13 protein-coding genes and 2 pseudogenes are annotated in these 16,904 nt (G+C 74.1%); 7 read left to right on the forward strand and 8 right to left on the reverse strand.

What is annotated here, in order from left to right:
* Nucleotides 1-44 precede the first annotated feature (44 nt).
* Together murQ and OG199_RS23425 are read right to left on the reverse strand one after the other, a co-directional pair.
* Complete coding sequence (gene murQ, locus OG199_RS23420) at nt 45-992, reverse strand: N-acetylmuramic acid 6-phosphate etherase (RefSeq protein WP_356802167.1); 948 nt, start codon at nt 990-992, stop codon at nt 45-47.
* Nucleotides 993-1,145: 153 nt separating this feature from the next.
* The gene (locus OG199_RS23425) at nt 1,146-2,069 is read right to left on the reverse strand and encodes a MurR/RpiR family transcriptional regulator (RefSeq protein WP_356802166.1); all 924 of its coding nucleotides are present in this window, start codon (nt 2,067-2,069) and stop codon (nt 1,146-1,148) included.
* A 55-nt stretch (nt 2,070-2,124) separates the two neighbouring features.
* On the opposite strand from OG199_RS23425, the gene OG199_RS23430 reads away from it, so the two are divergent.
* Together OG199_RS23430 and OG199_RS23435 are read left to right on the forward strand one after the other, a co-directional pair.
* On the forward strand, nt 2,125-2,520 hold the full coding sequence (locus tag OG199_RS23430; protein WP_405831101.1) for a hypothetical protein: 396 nt from the start codon (nt 2,125-2,127) through the stop codon (nt 2,518-2,520).
* A complete protein-coding gene (locus tag OG199_RS23435; protein ID WP_356802163.1) occupies nt 2,517-2,783 on the forward strand; it encodes a DUF4031 domain-containing protein in 267 nt (88 codons plus the stop codon). The genes OG199_RS23430 and OG199_RS23435 overlap by 4 nt, the downstream gene beginning before the upstream one ends.
* A 127-nt stretch (nt 2,784-2,910) precedes the next feature.
* Here the strand turns inward: OG199_RS23435 and OG199_RS23440 are convergent, their stop codons facing one another.
* From OG199_RS23440 to OG199_RS23450, 3 genes are read right to left on the reverse strand one after another with little or no spacing between them, the layout of a single operon-like run.
* Nucleotides 2,911-4,014, reverse strand: a complete 1,104-nt coding sequence (locus tag OG199_RS23440; RefSeq protein ID WP_405831103.1) for a GNAT family N-acetyltransferase — start codon at nt 4,012-4,014, stop codon at nt 2,911-2,913.
* A gap of 20 nt (nt 4,015-4,034) precedes the next feature.
* Entirely contained in the window at nt 4,035-5,240 is a 1,206-nt protein-coding gene (locus OG199_RS23445) for a Cmx/CmrA family chloramphenicol efflux MFS transporter (RefSeq protein ID WP_405834646.1), read from the reverse strand.
* Nucleotides 5,241-5,257: 17 nt separating this feature from the next.
* Entirely contained in the window at nt 5,258-5,923 is a 666-nt protein-coding gene (locus tag OG199_RS23450; protein WP_405831105.1) for a hypothetical protein, read from the reverse strand.
* A 143-nt stretch (nt 5,924-6,066) separates the two neighbouring features.
* On the opposite strand from OG199_RS23450, the gene OG199_RS23455 reads away from it, so the two are divergent.
* On the forward strand, nt 6,067-6,762 hold the full coding sequence (locus OG199_RS23455) for a copper homeostasis protein CutC (RefSeq protein ID WP_356802158.1): 696 nt from the start codon (nt 6,067-6,069) through the stop codon (nt 6,760-6,762).
* A gap of 75 nt (nt 6,763-6,837) precedes the next feature.
* Here OG199_RS23455 and OG199_RS23460 read toward each other — a convergent pair whose 3' ends face one another.
* A complete protein-coding gene (locus OG199_RS23460; RefSeq protein WP_401800335.1) occupies nt 6,838-8,940 on the reverse strand; it encodes a HelD family protein in 2,103 nt (700 codons plus the stop codon).
* A 346-nt stretch (nt 8,941-9,286) separates the two neighbouring features.
* Between OG199_RS23460 and OG199_RS23465 the strand changes: the two genes are divergently transcribed.
* The 3 genes and pseudogenes from OG199_RS23465 to OG199_RS23475 all read left to right on the forward strand — a co-directional run.
* Nucleotides 9,287-9,481, forward strand: coding sequence for a hypothetical protein (locus OG199_RS23465; protein WP_356802157.1), 195 nt, complete (start codon nt 9,287-9,289; stop codon nt 9,479-9,481).
* Nucleotides 9,482-9,648: 167 nt separating this feature from the next.
* Nucleotides 9,649-10,416: pseudogene (locus tag OG199_RS23470) on the forward strand (glycosyltransferase 87 family protein); the annotation flags it as partial.
* Nucleotides 10,417-10,791: 375 nt separating this feature from the next.
* Nucleotides 10,792-11,106 (forward strand): annotated as a pseudogene (locus tag OG199_RS23475) (transferase); the annotation flags it as partial.
* On the opposite strand, the gene OG199_RS23480 reads toward OG199_RS23475, so the two are convergent.
* Entirely contained in the window at nt 11,064-12,707 is a 1,644-nt protein-coding gene (locus OG199_RS23480) for a DNA repair helicase XPB (RefSeq protein ID WP_266699937.1), read from the reverse strand. The pseudogene OG199_RS23475 and the gene OG199_RS23480 overlap by 43 nt on opposite strands.
* 57 nt (nt 12,708-12,764) lie before the next feature.
* Nucleotides 12,765-15,374, reverse strand: coding sequence for a helicase-associated domain-containing protein (locus tag OG199_RS23485; RefSeq protein WP_405831108.1), 2,610 nt, complete (start codon nt 15,372-15,374; stop codon nt 12,765-12,767).
* A gap of 403 nt (nt 15,375-15,777) precedes the next feature.
* On the opposite strand from OG199_RS23485, the gene OG199_RS23490 reads away from it, so the two are divergent.
* Nucleotides 15,778-16,890, forward strand: a complete 1,113-nt coding sequence (locus tag OG199_RS23490) for a hypothetical protein (RefSeq protein WP_405831109.1) — start codon at nt 15,778-15,780, stop codon at nt 16,888-16,890.
* Nucleotides 16,891-16,904: the final 14 nt, after the last annotated feature.

Below are 16,904 nucleotides of genomic sequence, written 5' to 3' on the forward strand. Positions count from 1 at the left end.
ACGCCGCACCGACAACTCGGTGAGGCCGGTGCGACAGGTGCCGCTCAGCGGGGTGCCGCCGCGAGCGCCGCGCGCAGGTGGCCGTCGCTCTCCTCCAGGAGGCGGGCCGCCGTGGGTCCGTCCACCCCGCCGAGGAGGGCGAGGATGGCGTTCTTCACCTCTCCGTCGGTGGCCGCGAGGGCCTGCTCGATCTCCTCGTCCGAGGCGCCGGTCGCCAGCGCGACGATGCGCCGGGAGCGGGCGCGGAGCTTCTCGTTCGAGGCGCGGACGTCGACCATCAGGTTCCCGTACGTCTTGCCGAGCCGGATCATCGTGATCGTCGAGAACATGTTGAGGACGAGTTTCTGGGCCGTGCCCGCCTTCAGACGGGTGGAGCCCGTCAGCAGCTCCGGGCCGACGACGATCTCGATGCCGTGTTCGGCGGCGGCCGCGAGGGCGCTGTGCGCGTTGCAGGACAGGCCGATGGTCAACGCGCCGCGTGCGCGGGCGTGTTCGACGGCGCCGACGGCGTACGGGGTGCGGCCGGAGGCGGAGATGCCGACCACCGTGTCGTCGGGGGTCAGGGAGAGCGCCTCCAGGTCGGCCGCCGCCAGCTCCCTGGAGTCCTCGGCACCCTCGACCGAGGTGACCATGGCGCCGGGGCCGCCCGCGATGAGGCCCACGACCTCGGACGGGTCGGTGTTGAAGGTGGGCGGGCACTCGGAGGCGTCCAGGATTCCGAGGCGGCCCGCGGTGCCCGCGCCCGCGTAGATCAGCCGGCCGCCGCGGGACATCCGCTCCGCGATGTCGTCGATCGCGGCGGCGATGAGGGGGAGCCGGTCCGCGACGGCCGCCGGCACGGTCGCGTCCTCGGCGTTCATGAGCTGCGCGATCTCCAGCGTGGGCAGCCGGTCGATCTCGGAGAGTTCGGGGCGGAACGCCTCGGTGGTCAGCGTCTCCAGCTCGGCACGCAGATCGCGGTAGTTGGAGGAGGCGTCGGCGGTGGAGGTCATGTGGAGCGGCTCTTTCCGGTGCGGGGTGACAAGGGGGTGCCCTTCGGGGGCGCTGGGCTGTGACTCGTGCGGCTCGGTCGCGTGGGCGGGCCGGGCGGGAACGGTCCGGGGTTCTCGTACGGCCTTCGGTCCTTCCCGGCCTGCGGTGGCGCGCTACCGCGTACGCCCCCTGGGGGTGTGCCGGTGCGCCAGCGCCTCGTACGACGCGGCCAGCGCGGGCGCCGCCGTCTCGTACGTCCGCTGGGCGACCCCCACGAACAGGCAGTCGACCACCAGCAGCTGGCTGGTGCGCGAGGACATCGCCGCCGGACGCAGCTCGCTCTCGCGGGCCGTGGAGGTGGTGAGGATGTGGTCCGCGTACTGCGTCACGGGCCCGTCCGGGCGGCCGGTGATCGCGATCGTGGTCGCCCCGCGTTCGAAGGCGACCCGGAGCGGCTCGATGACGTCGCCGGTGGAGCCGGAGTGGGTGATCGCGACGGCCACGTCCTTGGCGCGCAGCTGCACCGCGTTGGTGACGGCGAGGTGCGGGTCGCTGTGCGGGTGGGCTATCAGCCCGATGCGCAGGAGCTTCTGGGCGAGGTCCTGGGCGACGAGGCCGGACGCGCCGACCCCGTAGATGTCGACGCGGCGGGCGGCGGCGAGCGCGGTGACGGCTGCGCCGAGCTGGACCGTGTCGAGCCCGGCCGCGGTGTCGGCGAGGGTCTGCTGCTCGTCGTAGGCGAGCTTGGCGACGACGTCGGCGATCGGGTCGTCGACCGCTATGTCGGCGGTGACCGCGGGGGCGCGGCCCGACTGCTGTTGGGCGGCGAGGCCCGCGAGCGCCAGGCGCAGATCGCGGTAGCCGGGGTAGCCCAGGAGGCGGGCGGTGCGCACGACCGTCGCCTCGCTGGTGCCGGTGAGCTCGGCGAGGCCGGTGACCGTGAGGGACGCGCAGCCGGCCGGGTCCGCGGCGACGGCCTCGGCCACCCGCTGCATGGAGCGGGTCATCGACGGGGCCAGCGTCCGCACCTTGGCCGCGAGGGCGGCCGGAGCGGGCGGGGCCTCACCGGCGAAAATTTCCTTCACTTCTTGGGTCACCTCTGAAAGATATTTTCTGCTGGGGTATCCGGTCAAGAGTGCGCACAATGGGTGCATGCCCCCCCACAGTGATCCCATCAGCCCCCTGGAGCAGGCGTTGCACGCGGCCCGTGCCCTCGTCCTGGCGGACCTGGTCGCCGGGGAGGTGGCCGAGGCGGACGTCGTCTCGCTCGTCGAGGACTCGGTGGTGCAGCGCCGCTGGTGGGTCGAGCAGTGGCCGGAGGGCGTCGGCTATGTCGCCGGGCTGGTCGCCCAGGACGTCCAGGACGCGCTCCTGGAGCGCTACGGGCGGTGGCCGCTGTGCCCGGTCTGCGGCTCCGGGGACCCGCACGCGCTCGACGTGGAGCCCGAGTTGGGGCCCGACCCGCACTGGGTGTGCCACAAGGCCGGTGTGAAGGTCGCCTCGGTGGGCACCCTGGGATCCGCCGCCGGCGACACCCCGTCCTCGTGACCGTCTACATCGACCCGCCCACCTGGCCGGGCCACGGCCGCCTGTGGTCCCACCTGATCAGCGACCTGTCGTACGACGAACTGCACCGGTTCGCGGCCGGACTCGGCGTCCCGTCGCGGGCCTTCGAACGCGACCACTACGACCTCCCGGCACACCGCTACGCGGACGCCGTGCGCGCCGGCGCGGTGGAGGTCGGCAGCCGCGAGGTGGTGCGGCTGCTGCACGGGGCGGGGCTGCGCCGGCGCAAGCACGCCGGCCGGTGAGGAGCGGGTCCACGGGTGTGCCGTCGGCCGGTGACCGTCATCGGGGCCGGCCCCGGTGTTCCGGAGGAGCGTGGGCCGGGCGCGGCGGATGACGCGGGGCGGACGGGACCGCGTCCGTGGGCGCGGGTCAGTGCTCGCGGGCGTACACCCGCAGGGCCGGGTCGGGGCCGGCCAGCTCGTACGCGTACTGACCGGCGTCCTCGCTCACCCGGGTGAAACCGGCGCGTGCGACGACCCGTTGGGAGGCGGCGTTGTCCCTGTCTATGACCGCGAAGAGGACCTTGACGTCGTCGCGGGCGAGGTACTGGGCGGCGAGGGCGCCGAGCGCCTCGGTCGCGTAGCCGTGACCGCGGGCGCCCTCCGTGAGGTCGTAGCCGACCTCGGCGCGGCCCTCCTCGTCGGGTGCGCCGTGGAAGCCCAGGGCGCCGACGGCCAGGCCGTCCGCGGTCCGTACGAGCACGAACATGCCCCACTCCGGGCGGTGCACGCCCGCCTCGTACCCCTTCACGATCATCCCGGCGGCGTCCCGGGTGCCCTCGAAGGGGCCGCCCTCGATCCACCGGAAGCCGCCCGTGCCGCCGGCGAGCAGATCGGCGGCGGCCGCGGGCGTGACGCCCTGCAGGGTGAGCCGCTCGGCCTCGATCACCAGGTTGTTGTTCCAGCGCCACTCGGTGAGCGGGGCGCGGTCCGGCAGTCCGCCGCGGCCGGTCGCCCACAGCAGGGTGGGCCAGGGGGCGTGGCCGGGCCGCACCTGCGGGAAGATCCGGGCGAGGACGTCCTCGCACAGCTCGGCCGGGGGCTCGTAGGCGACCCCCAGCCCCTGTGCGATGTCGTGCGTGTGCACCAGCACCTCGGTGACGCCCATCGCGGCGAAGCCCTCGCGGCCGGCGCTGCGGAACGGGTACGGGTGGAAGGCGCGCAGTTCGCGGGGTGCCGTACGGACGGCGGCGGCCAGCAGCGTGCCGGTCGCCTCGATCACGTCGACGACGGCCGCTGCGTCGGTGCCGTCGTCCATGACGATCTCGAACGGCAGATAGGCCCCGGTCGCGCGGCCCGCCAACTGGCCCGCGTACGCGATGAGGTCGGACGCGATGTGCTCGGCCGTCCTGCGGCAGCTCCACTCCAGACGGCCCGCCCGGACCCCGTCCCAGTCCTGTCCGGTCACCGTCCGCAGCAGTGCCACGGCCCCGGCGACGGCTTCCTGCACCTGGTCCCCACCCATGTCTCGCATGCGGGTGAGGATAAGTGCGCTCAGGCCTGTGTGCGTACTGGATTGTTCGCGTTTCCGGCCGCCACCACGCGGGACGGCCCGCCCCGCCGGTGCAGTCGCAGCGAGACCGCCGCCACGGCCATCCCGGCCACCGTCATCGCGGCGCCCGCCCAGGCCGTCGCGGTGTACCCGAGGCCCGCGTCGATGACCGCGCCGCCGACCCAGGGGCCTCCCGCGTTGCCGAGGTTGAAGGCGGCCGTCGTGGTGGCGCCGGCCAGGGTGGGGGCGGCACCGGCGAGGTCGAACAGGCGGGCGTTGAGCGCCGGGGCGGTGCCGAAGCAGGAGACGCCGAGCAGGAAGGAGAGGGTGACGGCCGCGATCGCGAACTGCCCGAGCAGGGCGAGCGCGACGAGGACGGAGGCGGAGGCGGCGATACCGGTGAGGAGCACCCCGAACAGGTGCGCGTCGGCGATCCGGCCGCCGATCGTCGTACCGATGAACGCGCCGACCCCGAACAGCGCCAGGACGCCGGGCACCCAGCCGTCGTCGAGCCCGGCGACGTCGGTGAGCAGCGGCGAGAGATAGCTGAACGCGCAGAAGACGCCGCCCGCGGAGAGCATCACGACGGAGACGGCGAGCCAGACCTGCGTGTCGCGGTAGACGACCACCTCCCGCCGCAGCCGTGGCTTCTCGGCCGGCGGCGGGATGCGCGGGATCAGGGTGACGACGCCCACCAGGGCGATCGCCGAGGCGGCGCCGACGGCCCAGAACGCGGAGCGCCAGCCCAGGTGCTCCCCGAGGAACGCGCCGGCCGGGACGCCCAGGACGTTCGCGATGGAGAGCCCGCCGATCATCACCGAGAGGGCGCGGGCCCGGGCGGTCCGCGGGACCATCGCTATCGCCACCGCCGCGCCGACAGCCCAGAAGCCCGCGCAGGCCAGCGCGCTCACCACGCGGGAGGCGAAGAGCACGGTGTACGTCGGAGCGAGCGCCCCCGCGACCTGCCCGAGACCGAACACGGCGAGGAGCGCGACGAGGGTGGTGCGGCGCGGCAGCCGCAGGGTGGCCACGGCGAGCAGCGGCGCCCCGACGACCATCCCGACGGCGAACGCCGATATCAGCAGGCCCGCCCGCGGGATGGTGACGCCCATGTCGTCGGCGATCGGCGGCAGTAGCCCCGAGAGCATGAACTCGCTGGTCCCGAGGGCGAAGACGGAGAGGGCGAGGATGTGGACGGCGAGCGGCATACGGGTACGCGCGCCGGTCATGCGCCGGCCCCGCCGGGCGCGGCCGGATCCAGCCGGCCCAGCTCGTGCCCGACGTTGTGCCGGGCCCGCTCCTCCCACTCCCGCTGTCCGTACGGCGTCCGGAACAGCTGTGGCAGGTCGAGGAGTTCGCGCAGCACCGCCGCCCGGCCCACGCGGAAGGCCTCGTCCGGGACGAAGGCGTACTCCTCGCGGACCGCGGCGGTGTAGGCGGCGTAGGCGCCCGGCGGCGAGGCCAGGACGGCGAGGTCGGCGTCGCAGAGGACCGCGCCGTTGCGGTCGTCGGGGGCGGGGTCGTGGGTGACGGTGAGGCGGACGAGACGGGCGACCTCCCGCGTGCGCGACGCGTCGCCGCCCAGTTCGGCGAGGGCGCGTTCGGCGAGCCGGGCGGACCGTTCCTCGTTCTCGGAGCGGTCCGGATGGTAGACGGCGTCGTGGAACCAGGCGGCCAGGCGTACCAGGTCCGGATCGTCCGCGTACTTCTCCAGCAGATCGATGTGGTCGAGGACCGCCATGAGATGCGCGATGGAGTGGTACCGGCGCTGCGGCTCCTGCCAGCGGGCGAGGAGGTTGTCCGCGTACGGGGCCGGGTCGGGTCCGCCGGGCGGGCGGGCGCCTTCCAGGGCATGGGTCCAGCGGGCGCGCAACGCGTCGAGGTCGGGCATGTGCGCATTCTCCCGCGCCGGGGCGGCGGACCACAGGGTGCGGCGGGGACGCCCTCGGGGGATCTTCTCGCGGCGGTGGCTGTTCCCGGCGTACGCTTGGGATTGGACTAGACCTGTAGTAGCCGTCCGAGGGAAGAGGTCCTATGAGTGAGCACAGGCGTGCGGCCCTGGAGGTGATCGCCCTCGGCGTGGAGGACGCGGTCGCCGCCCAGGACGGAGGCGCGGACCGGCTGGAGCTGGTCACCGACATGGCCGCCGATGGGCTGACCCCGGCGGTGGAGACCTTCGCCGGGATCCGCGCCGCCGTCGACATCTCGCTGCGCGTGATGCTCAGACTGGCCGACGGTTTCGCGGCCGGGGACGTCGACGCGCTCGTCCGCGTGGCGGGGGAGATGCGGACCGCGGGGGCCGACGAGTTCGTCCTCGGCTTCCTCGACGAGCACGGCGGACCCGACCTGTCCGCCGTGGAGCGGATCGTCGTCGAACTGGACGGCTGCCCCTGGACCTTCCACCGCGCCATCGACCGCGCCGCCGACCGTGACTCGCTGCGCAAGCAGCTCGCCGAACTGCCGGGCCTGGACGCCTATCTGACGGCGGGTTCGCCGGACGGCGTCGACGACGGGTTCCCCACCCTGCTCGCCGAGACCGCCCGGGCCGGCGAGCCCGGCTACGAGCCGCGCGTCATGGTCGGCGGCGGCCTGCGCCTCGACCACGTGCCCAGGCTGCGCGCCGCGGGGGTCGACGCCTTCCACATCGGTGGAGCGGCCCGGCCCGGCGGGTGGGAGACCCCGGTGTCCGCGGACGCGGTACGGCAGTGGCGGGCGGCGCTGGACGCGTAGGGGCGGTTCCCCCGGTCGGCGTCGGACGCGCCGGGACCCGCCGTCCCCGCGTTCCCGTTCCCGAGGCCCGCCGGGCTAGCTCAGTTGGGATGGCAGCGGCGCCGCGTGGGTCACGATCAGTCCCGAGACCGCGCGGGTCAGCGCCACGTACAGACGGCGCAGCCCGGTCCGCTCGTCCGGTTCGCCGTCGACCACGGCCCGCGGCTCGTCCAGGACCACGTAGTCGTACTCCAGGCCCTTGGCCAGGGAGGCCGGGACGAGCGTCAGCCGGGTGTCCGGGGTCGTCTCCTCGCCCGGACCGAGATACGTCAGACCGGCGGCGGTCAGCGCCTCGGCGAGCGCCGGCACGCGGGCGTCGGCGGCGATGAGCCCGACCGAGCCCTCCTGGCGCAGCAACTCCCGGCAGGAGTCGACCACTTCGGGGTCCGTCGCGATGGCCCGCAGCTCGAAGAAGCCCGGGTTCTCACGGACCGACGCCACCGGGGTCAGCCCCGGCGCGATGTGCGGCAGCAGCCGGGAGGCGTAGCTGATGACGTCGGTGGGGACACGGAAGCCCGCCGTCAGCTCCTCGACGACGGCCTCCTCCTTGCCGAGATGGGCGAGCGCCTCGCCCCAGCTCCGGGTCGCCCAGGGGGTGGTGCCCTGCGCGAGGTCGCCCAGCACGGTCGCCGAACCCGTCGTGCACCGGCGGCCCACGGCGCGGTACTGCATAGGGGAGAGGTCCTGCGCCTCGTCGAGCACCACGTGTCCGAGGGAGTGCGTGCGCTGTACGAGGTCGGTCGCCTCGTCGATCAGCACGGTGTCCGCGGGGGACCACTTGGCGGCCTTCACGGACCGGGCCGGCTTCGCCCAGAGGATCTCCTTCTGCTCGTCCGCGTCGAGGACACCCTCGGCGTGCAGGGCGAGGAAGTCCGCGTCGGTGAGCAGCCGCAGGACCAGCCGGGCCGGGTCGACGGGCGGCCAGATCGCCTTCACGGCCGCCTTCACCGCGCTGTCACGGGCGACGGCGTCCTGCACCCGGTCGTCCGGTGCCTCCCCGGCCCGCTCCATCTGCACCAGCACGGCGTGCGCGATCCGTTGCGGAAGGGCCTCGCGGGCGGCGCCGTACCGGATGTCGCGGTCCAGCAACTCCCGGACGATCTCCTCCAGTTCGTACGCCGGTACCCGCCAGCGCCGGGAGCCGCGCACCACGACGACCGGCTCGCTCGGCGCTGTCACGTGCGCGCGCACCGCGCGCCGCAGCACCTCGGCCATCCGCGCGTCGCCCTTGATGACGGCGGCGGTGGCCGCGTCGGCGCCGCGCACCTCCACATGGGCGACGAGGTCGTCGACCGTGGCCTGCTTGACCTCCAGCTCGCCCAGGGCGGGCAGCACCTGCTCGATGTAGTGCAGGAAGGACTTGTTCGGCCCGATGACGAGGGTGCCGGTGCGGGCCAGCCGTTCCCGGTGGGCGTAGAGGAGATAGGCGACGCGGTGCAGGCCGACGGCGGTCTTCCCGGTGCCGGGACCTCCCTGGACGCACACGCTTCCGCTCAGCCCGCTGCGGACGATCTCGTCCTGCTCGGGCTGGATGGTCGCCACGATGTCGCGCATCGGGCCGACGCGCGGCCGCTCGATCTCCTGCTGGAGCAGCTTGCTGGTGGCCGCGGTCTCGGAGGGGTCGGAGAGGTGCTCGTCCTCGTACGCCGTGAGGTCGCCGCCGGTGTACCCGAAGCGGCGGCGCAGCCCGACGTCCATCGGGTCCTTCTTCGAGGCCCGGTAGAACGGCTGTGACACCGGGGCGCGCCAGTCGATGACCATCGGGTCGCCCTCGGCGTCGTGCACATGCCGCCGCCCGATGTAGAAACGCTCACCCTCGGCACCCTCCGCCCTGTCGGCGCCGGGCGCATGCAGGTAGTCGAGACGGCCGAAGAACAGCGGGGTGTGACGGAGATCGGCGAGGGCCCTGATCCGCTCGTCCATCTGGCGCTGGAGCACCGCGGCGTTGACCCAGTTCGCGGTGACGTCGCGGATGTCGAGGTTCTCCACGTCCTCGCGCATCGCGCGCAGCGCCGCGCGGGACTCTCCGAGGTGGGTGCGCTCGCGCAGCAGGGGATCGTCCTGGGTGTCCGGACCACGGCCGGAGCGGTCGGCGTGGTCGGCGTGGTCGGCGTGGGGGTCGGCGGGCGGGGTGGACACGGGGGCTGCCTCCGGAGACCTGCGGCGTGACTGGATCCTGGATGTTCCTGGGAGCCGGCCGGTTTCCGTCCGGGCGGCGGCACTCCGTCGAGGGAGGCGGGCAAGAGCGGAGATTCTAGGTCAGGGGGGCGGACACGGGCCAACCGGTTTTTTCGTGGCGCCGGGGCGGCGGGTTCCACGGCGCCGGGGGCGTGGGCCGGCGGTGTCAGGGTCGCGGAGCCCGGATCCCTAGGGGTCGCCGTCCGTCGTGAGGCGGACACACGGAGGCCCGGGGGCGTACGAGGGGGCGCCGAGGTTCGGTCCATGGACCGACGCCATAAGGGGCGGACGCTCCCATGATGGATACATGAGCGCAGCCACTTTCACCCCAGGTCCAGCCCAGCACGGTCCCGCCGCCCGCGGTGCGACCGCCTTCTCCGTCGGTCATCACCGCCACCTCCTCGGCGACGCCCTGCGCGCCGTCAAGGTCTTCGCGGGCGCGGCGGTCGACGTGGTCATCCTCGGCGAGTACGGAGAGGAGGCGGGCGTACGGCGCCACTGAGCCGCGGCCACCGCCGCTGTCGTACGCCCCGCCCACCGCGGTGAGCCGTACGCCGGAGCGAAGTGCCGCGGCACTAGGGTCACCCCGTGCTTCAGCGGAACGTGATCACTCGCTCACCCACCGGAGCCGACGCCGGCCGCCCGCTCGCGAGCGCCGCCGCGGCCGCCCTGCTCGCCGTCTCCCTCGCCGCCTTCGCCGCGCTGTGCGTCCTCCAGCGCGCTCCCATGGCCGACGCGCTCGTCTACCGGGCCGAGGGCGCGGCCGTCGCGCACGGCACGGACCTCTACGGATTCACCGTCACCGAGTGGCGGCTGCCCGCCACGTACCCGCCCTTCGCGGCGCTCCTGTTCGTCCCGGCCGCCTGGCTCGCTCCGCCCACCCTGAAGGTGGTCTTCGTCCTCGGGAACGCGGTCCTGCTGGCGGTGCTCGTACGGCTCTCCTTCCGCCTCGCGGGCCTTTCCGCCCGGCTCCCCGCGGTCTGTGCCGCCACCGCGCTCACCCTGTGGCTCGAACCCGTCTTCCAGAGCGTCCTTTTCGGCCAGATCAATCTCGCCCTCGTCTGTCTGATCCTGTGGGACCTGTCCCGGCCGCCCGGCGCCCGCGGCAAGGGTGTCGCGCTCGGGATCGCGGCCGGGGTGAAGCTGACCCCCGTCGCGTTCATCGCGTATCTGCTGTGCACGGGCCGCCGCCGGGAGGCGGGCACGGCCGCGGGCACCTTCGCCGGGACCGTGCTGCTGGGCGCGTTCGTGCTGCCCGCAGCCAGCGTGGACTTCTGGACCCGGCGGCTCTACGAGACCGGCCGCGTCGGCAAGCCGTGGATCGTCGACAACCAGTCGCTCCAGGGGCTGATCGCCCGCATGCTGGGAGAGCCGTCACCGGGACCGGCGTGGGCCCTGCCGGCCGCCGCCGTGGGCTGCGCGGGCCTCTGGCTGTCCTGCACCCGCACCACCACCGCCGCGAAGAGCGCGCACGCGGCCCGCGCGCCGCACGCCGACGAGGGCCCCTACGCCGAGCAGAGCCCGTACGCCGAGAGGGACCCGTCCCCCGAGCAGAGCCCGTACGCGGCCCGGGCCCAGCGCGCCGCGAAGGCCCCGCACACCTCCGCGACGATGTACGCCTCCGAGCCCCCGCATGCTTCAGGGATCCCGTGCACGTCCGGGCTCCCGTACACCTCCGGCCCCCCGCACATGTCGCGGCCCCCGCACGCCCCGGAGACCGTGCCCGTTTCCCCGGCCACCTACGGGTCGAGGACCACGTACGCCCCGGATCGCGTCCCCGTGCGCGGCGGACGGCCCGCCCCGGCCGCCGGTCCGCATCCCGACCGCTGGGGGGTGCTCGGCACCGCGTTCACGGCCCTTCTGGTCTCACCCATCAGCTGGTCGCACCACTGGGTGTGGTGCGTGCCGCTGATCGCCGTGCTGTACGCCGGACACGGTCCGCGTCCGGCCGCCGCCGTCGCCGCGGTCTTCACGGCCCGCACCCTCTGGCTGATCCCGCACCAGGGCGACCTGGACCTCCGGCTCCCCTGGTGGCAGCAGCCGCTGGCCTCGCCGTACCCGCTGCTGGGGCTGCTGGTGCTGGCTCAGCTGTCGGCCAGCAGCTCGTCCGCGTCCAGGATCCGGTAGGCGTACCCCTGCTCCGCCAGGAACCGCTGCCGGTGGGCGGCGAAGTCCTGGTCGATGGTGTCGCGGGCGACGACCGAGTAGAAGTGGGCCTGGTGGCCGTCGGCCTTCGGCCGCAGCACCCGTCCCAGCCGCTGGGCCTCCTCCTGGCGCGACCCGAAGGTGCCCGACACCTGGATGGCGACGGTCGCCTCCGGCAGGTCGATGGAGAAGTTGGCGACCTTCGAGACCACGAGCACGCTGATCTCGCCCTCACGGAACGCGTCGAACAGCTTCTCGCGCTGCGCGTTGCTCGTCTCGCCCTTGATGACGGGCGCGTCCAGATGCTCGCCCAGCTCGTCGAGCTGGTCGATGTACTGGCCGATCACCAGGATCTGCTGCCCGGCGAACTTCCGTACCAGCGCCTCCGTCACCTTCCGCTTGGTCGCGGTCGTCGCGCAGAAGCGGTACTTCTCCTCGGCCTCGGCGGTGGCGTACGCGAGCCGCTCGGAGTCGGTCAGGTTGACCCGCACCTCCACACAGTCCGCGGGTGCGATGTAACCCTGCGCCTCGATCTCCTTCCACGGCGCGTCGAACCGCTTCGGTCCGATGAGCGAGAAGACGTCCGACTCGCGCCCGTCCTCACGGACCAGGGTGGCGGTGAGCCCCAGCCGGCGCCGCGCCTGGAGATCGGCGGTGAACTTGAAGACCGGCGCGGGCAGCAGGTGCACCTCGTCGTAGACGATCAGGCCCCAGTCGCGGGAGTCGAAGAGCTCGAGGTGCGGATAGACGCCCTTCCGCTTCGTCGTCAGCACCTGGTAGGTCGCGATGGTGACCGGCCGGATCTCCTTGCGCGTCCCGCTGTACTCGCCGATCTCGTCCTCGGTCAGCGAGGTCCGCTTCACCAGCTCGTGCTTCCACTGCCGGGCGGAGACGGTGTTGGTGACGAGGATCAGGGTGGTGGCCTTGGCCTGCGCCATGGCCCCGGCGCCGACGAGCGTCTTGCCGGCACCGCAGGGCAGCACCACGACCCCGGACCCGCCGTGCCAGAAGTTCTCCACGGCCTGGTTCTGGTACGGCCGCAGAGCCCATCCGTCCTCGGCCAGCTCGATGGGGTGCGCCTCGCCGTCCACGTACCCGGCGAGGTCCTCGGCCGGCCAGCCCAGCTTCAGCAGCGTCTGCTTGATCTGCCCGCGCTCGGAGGGGTGCACGGCCACGGTGTCGGGGTCGATCCGGGCGCCCACCAGCGGCGCGATCCGCTTCGACCGCAGCACCTCTTCGAGAACGGGCCGGTCGGTGCTGGTCAGGACGAGACCGTGCGCCGGATGCTTGCTGAGCGTGAGCCGGCCGTAGCGGTCCATCGTCTCGGCGATGTCGACGAGCAGCGCGTGCGGCACCGGGTAGCGGCTGAACTCGACGAGGGCGTCCACGACCTGTTCGGCGTCGTGGCCCGCGGCCCGCGCGTTCCACAGCCCGAGCGGTGTCACCCGGTAGGTGTGGATGTGCTCGGGCGCCCGCTCCAGCTCGGCGAACGGTGCGATGACCCGGCGACAGGCGTCTGCCTGCTCGTGGTCGACCTCCAGGAGCAGGGTCTTGTCGGACTGGACGATGAGGGGACCGTTCACGTACGTACCTATCCCTTCCGCACGGCCAAACCTCAAGTGTGCCTTACGAACGGGTGATCACCGCTGGTCGTCCGCCAGCTCCGCGACCCCCGTGACGCGGTGCAGCGGATAGGTGCGGACCTCGTCGGCCGTGTGGTCGTAGGCCGTCACGAAGCCGCCCTCGACGCGGATCGGGGCGATCACGCGCTGGCTGGCGGCGCCCTCGGCGTTGACGTACCCGATCCACACGGCCTCGCCGGTCATGACCGCGGCCTGCATGGTGGCGAGGGTCTCGGCGGAGCTGGTGCGCGGTAGCTCACCGGTGCCCGGCAGATCGGCCTGGGCCGCCTTGCGCGGGGTCGTGGAGGCCAGGTCACCGGCGCGGATGGCACGGATCGCGGCGTCCAGGAGCGTGGTGTCGGGCACCGGCGGGCCGTCCGGGACGGGGGCGGGGGCGGAGCGCGGCGGGGTGCGGTGGGCGTGCGCGCGGGTGATCAGCACATCCCCCTCGGCGGACTCGGCGGCCGGCGCGAACCCCATGGAACGCAGGCCCTCGAGCAGGGCCGCCGGATCGGCCTGCGCGGCGAGCACGGTGGGCGCGAGGCGTCTGAGCCGCAGCCCCTGGGAACGCTTGTCGGCGAGGATCTCGTTCAGCAGGGCGTCGTCGTCGCAACGGACGTACGCCGACGCCGCGCCGATCCGCAGATGGCCGTGCCTGCGGGCCACGTCGTCGATCAGATAGGCGAGCGGCTGCGGCACCGGGGTGCGGGAGTGCGCGGCGAGGAAGGCGTGCAGGTCGGAGGCCGAACGGCCCGCGTCCAGGGCCCGCCGTACCGACCCCGGGGTGAAGCGGTAGACCGTCGCCCCGCCCTTCGACTCGACGTCCGCGAGCACACCGAGGGTGTCGGCCAGGGGGCGTTCCAGGGGGCCGGGCGCGACGGCGGTCAGGTCGGCCTGGAGGAGGACGTGGTCCAGCGGCTCGGGGAGCAGCGGCCCGAGGATCCGGGCGGCCTGTGCGGCGGCGGCGGCCTGTTCGGCCGGGGTGCGCGGGAGAAGGGCGGCCGGTTCGGCGACCGGGCGGTGGTGCCTGTGGACGGGAAGCTTGGCCCCTGCTCCCGCCCCTCTTCCGGCTCCGACGGACCCGGACCCGGACGCCGTGTCGTGGTCCGGCGCCGGCGGCAGGCCCACCAGGGCCCGCCCCTGCGCCGACAGCGCGCCTCGGCCGGTGACGCCCAGCAGCTCCGCCTCGGACAGGGTCCAGCGGGCCAGCCGACCGCGCAGGTCGTCGCCGGCGGCGGTCCGGGGGCCGCGCGGGGGACGCTCCCAGTGGAGCCGGGCGATGACGGAGTCCGGGACGGCGGAGGAGCCCTCGGGGAGACCGGCGAGGAGAGCGAGGACCCGGTGGCGTACCTCGGGGGCCGCGGAGCGGTCCAGACCCGGCCCCAGCGCCGACAACGTACGGTCCTTGGAGTCCCGTCCGCCGACCAGGCCGGCCGTGCGGGTCGCGGCCAGCCACGCCGAGGCGAGCCGCGCCCAGCGTTCACCGGCGGGCAGCTCCAGCCACTCGTCGTAACCGGGCGTCGCCGCGTACCGTTCGTCGGCCTCGCCGTCCGAGGCCAGCAGCCCCGCCGCGTAGGCGAGCTCGACCCAGAACGCTGCCACCGGTTCCACCACGTCCAGCGCCACCGCGGTCCGCTTCAGGTCCCGCACGCTCAGACCGCCCGCGCGCAGCACGGACGGCCCGCCCTCGTGCCAGTCCTTGAGCAGTTCCTCGACGGTGGCGAGCGCGGTGTAGGCCTGGCCGGCCGCCGTCGTGTCCACCATCTGCGGACGGTGCGTGCGGGCCGGTTCGAGGGCGGGTGCCACCGGGTCCGTCTCCCGGTGCGCGCGGCCCGCCCGCAGATGCAGGGCCACCTCACGGGGCAGGACGACCGTGCCGGGCGCCGTCGGCAGCAGCAGCGCACGGTCGATCAACCAGCGCAGATGGCGCGCCGGATCGGCGGTCACCTGGCCGTACGGCGGCCCCCACACCAGCCGTGACAGGACCTCCAGCGACTCGGCGGGCGCCGTGTCGAGCAGCACCCGCATCCGCTCCCGGTCGGTGAACAGGGCGGCCAGCGAGGCCACCGCGGAGACGGAGTCGTGGGTGGTCGGCAGACCGCAGGCGGCCACGATCTCCTGGATACGCCCCGGGGACATGCCCGCCGTGGCCTCGGCGACCGTCGGGCCGAGGCCGGTGGGGGAGGGGTGCTGGGGGGCCGGGGCGAGCAGCTCGCGCGCCGTGCGTACGAGCCGGAGGCGGTCGTCGGTGCCCCAGACGAGGGCCTGCTCGCGCAGGGTGGCGAGCGCGCGCGGGAACGCCGCCGTGACCGCGGGGTCGCGGTCGTCGCCCGCCATCAGGCCCATCAGTTCGTCGTACGTCGCCGGGTCCGACGCCACCGCCAGTGCCTCCGCCGTCTGCAGGGCGAACCGGTCCAGGCGCTCCAGGGCCCGGACGACCGAGGCGCGGGTGCCGGCGCGGGTGGCGAGCTGCGTCAGGTCGGTGGGGACGGGGGTGATGAGATCCGGGCGGATGCGAAGGAGGGTCGACAGGGAGGTGTCGTCCCTCGTGCGGAGGGCTTCCGCCAGTGAGCGCGGGGGGTTGCCCGCCGGGGCGGGGTCCGGGTCGCGCTGCTCCTCTGTCCTCATCCGCTCAACGGTAGTGGTTCCTCGCCCCCGCCGCCCCTACCCGACCCGTCCCGTCCCGTCCCGTCCCTGGGGGCTCCGCCCCCGGACCCCCGCCAGGGGCGCCGCGCCCCCTGGACCCCCGCATCGCCCGAAGGGCTCGTCCTCAAACGCCGGACGGGCTGCAATACATGACCCCCGGCGTCGGAAATACGTGACCCCGGGGCCCCGGCAATACATGACGCCGGGCGTCGGCCTTCCAGCACCCTTTCGGCGCGGGCCCGCGTCTCCAGCCCGTCCGGCGCTTGAGGACGAGGCCGTCCAGGCCGATGCGGGGGTCCGGGGGCGGCAGCCCCCGGGAACGGGGCCCGACACGGTACCGTCGTGGCCACGGGGTATCCAACGCACGCGCCCCGGAGGGGACTTCGTGGGGATTGAGAGCGACCAGCTCGTATTCGACTATCTGAGCCGCGTCGGAGACCTGGCCCAGCAGCGCCAGCTGCCCTCGGCCACCCGGATGCGACTCGTCTCGGAGCTGCGCAACGAGATCGACCGCCGCCGGTCGAAGGCTCCCGTCGACAACCCGGCGGCCGTCCGCCGCATCCTCTCCCGCCTGGGCACACCGGACGAGATCGTCACCTCGGCCCGTCAGGGCGCGTCCGAGGCGGGCACGGACTCCCAGGCCGCCGTGCCCACCCAGCGCGCCGGTGAACCGGAGTCCCGCCCGAAGGGTCTGCGCAGGGTCGTCCCGAGGCCGCGGCGCACCTCCGACGCGGACGGCACCGAGGCCGCCACCGGCGACAGCCTCTCACCGCCCCACCACGCCGGCTCCTACGCACCGGGCGACGCCTCCACCCCACAGGACTGGTGGCGCGTGGAGGGCGAGACGTTCGAACTCGGGGACGGAGTACCGGGTTTCGTGGGCGGCGTGGAGATCCCCGGACTGCTCAAACCACCGCCGAGGCCCCGGAAGGCCGATTCCGGCACCGGCACCGATTCCGCCACCGATGCCGATGCCGGCGTCGAAGCGGACGCCGATTCCGGTGAAGAGGCGAACGCCGCGCCGAAACCGGCCTCGTCGTGGCGGTGGCGGAAGGCACGGGCGCAACCGGTGCGGGCGACGAGCGCGCCGAAGGCCGGGAAGGCGGTCCCCGTCACCGAGGCGGAGGGCCGCACGCCCCGGGTGCGGCTCCCCCGCCCGCGTACGTGGAGCAACCCCCTGCTCCTGCTCGCCGCCGTCCTCCTCGTCGCGGGCGCCGCTCTCGGCAACTGGTTCGCGCTCGGGCTCGGCTGGCTCATCGCCTACGCGTCCCGCCGGCTGAGCCCCCACGAGTCGAAGTGGGCCGTCCTCGGCATGCCGGGCCTGGTGGCCGTGGCCGGCATCGTCTGGCTGTGGGGCCGTACGGACGGCCGCTGGGGCGATCCGATCGCCGCGGGCCACATGGACGAGGCGCTCGCGGAGACCTGGCCGTGGGTGGTGCGCGGCGCGGCGGTCGCCTCGGCGCTGTACCTGGTGTGGCGCTCCCAGCGCCGCCGCTGAAGGGCCTCGCACCC

This window comes from Streptomyces sp. NBC_01176, assembly GCF_045039825.1.
GTDB lineage: Bacteria > Actinomycetota > Actinomycetes > Streptomycetales > Streptomycetaceae > Streptomyces.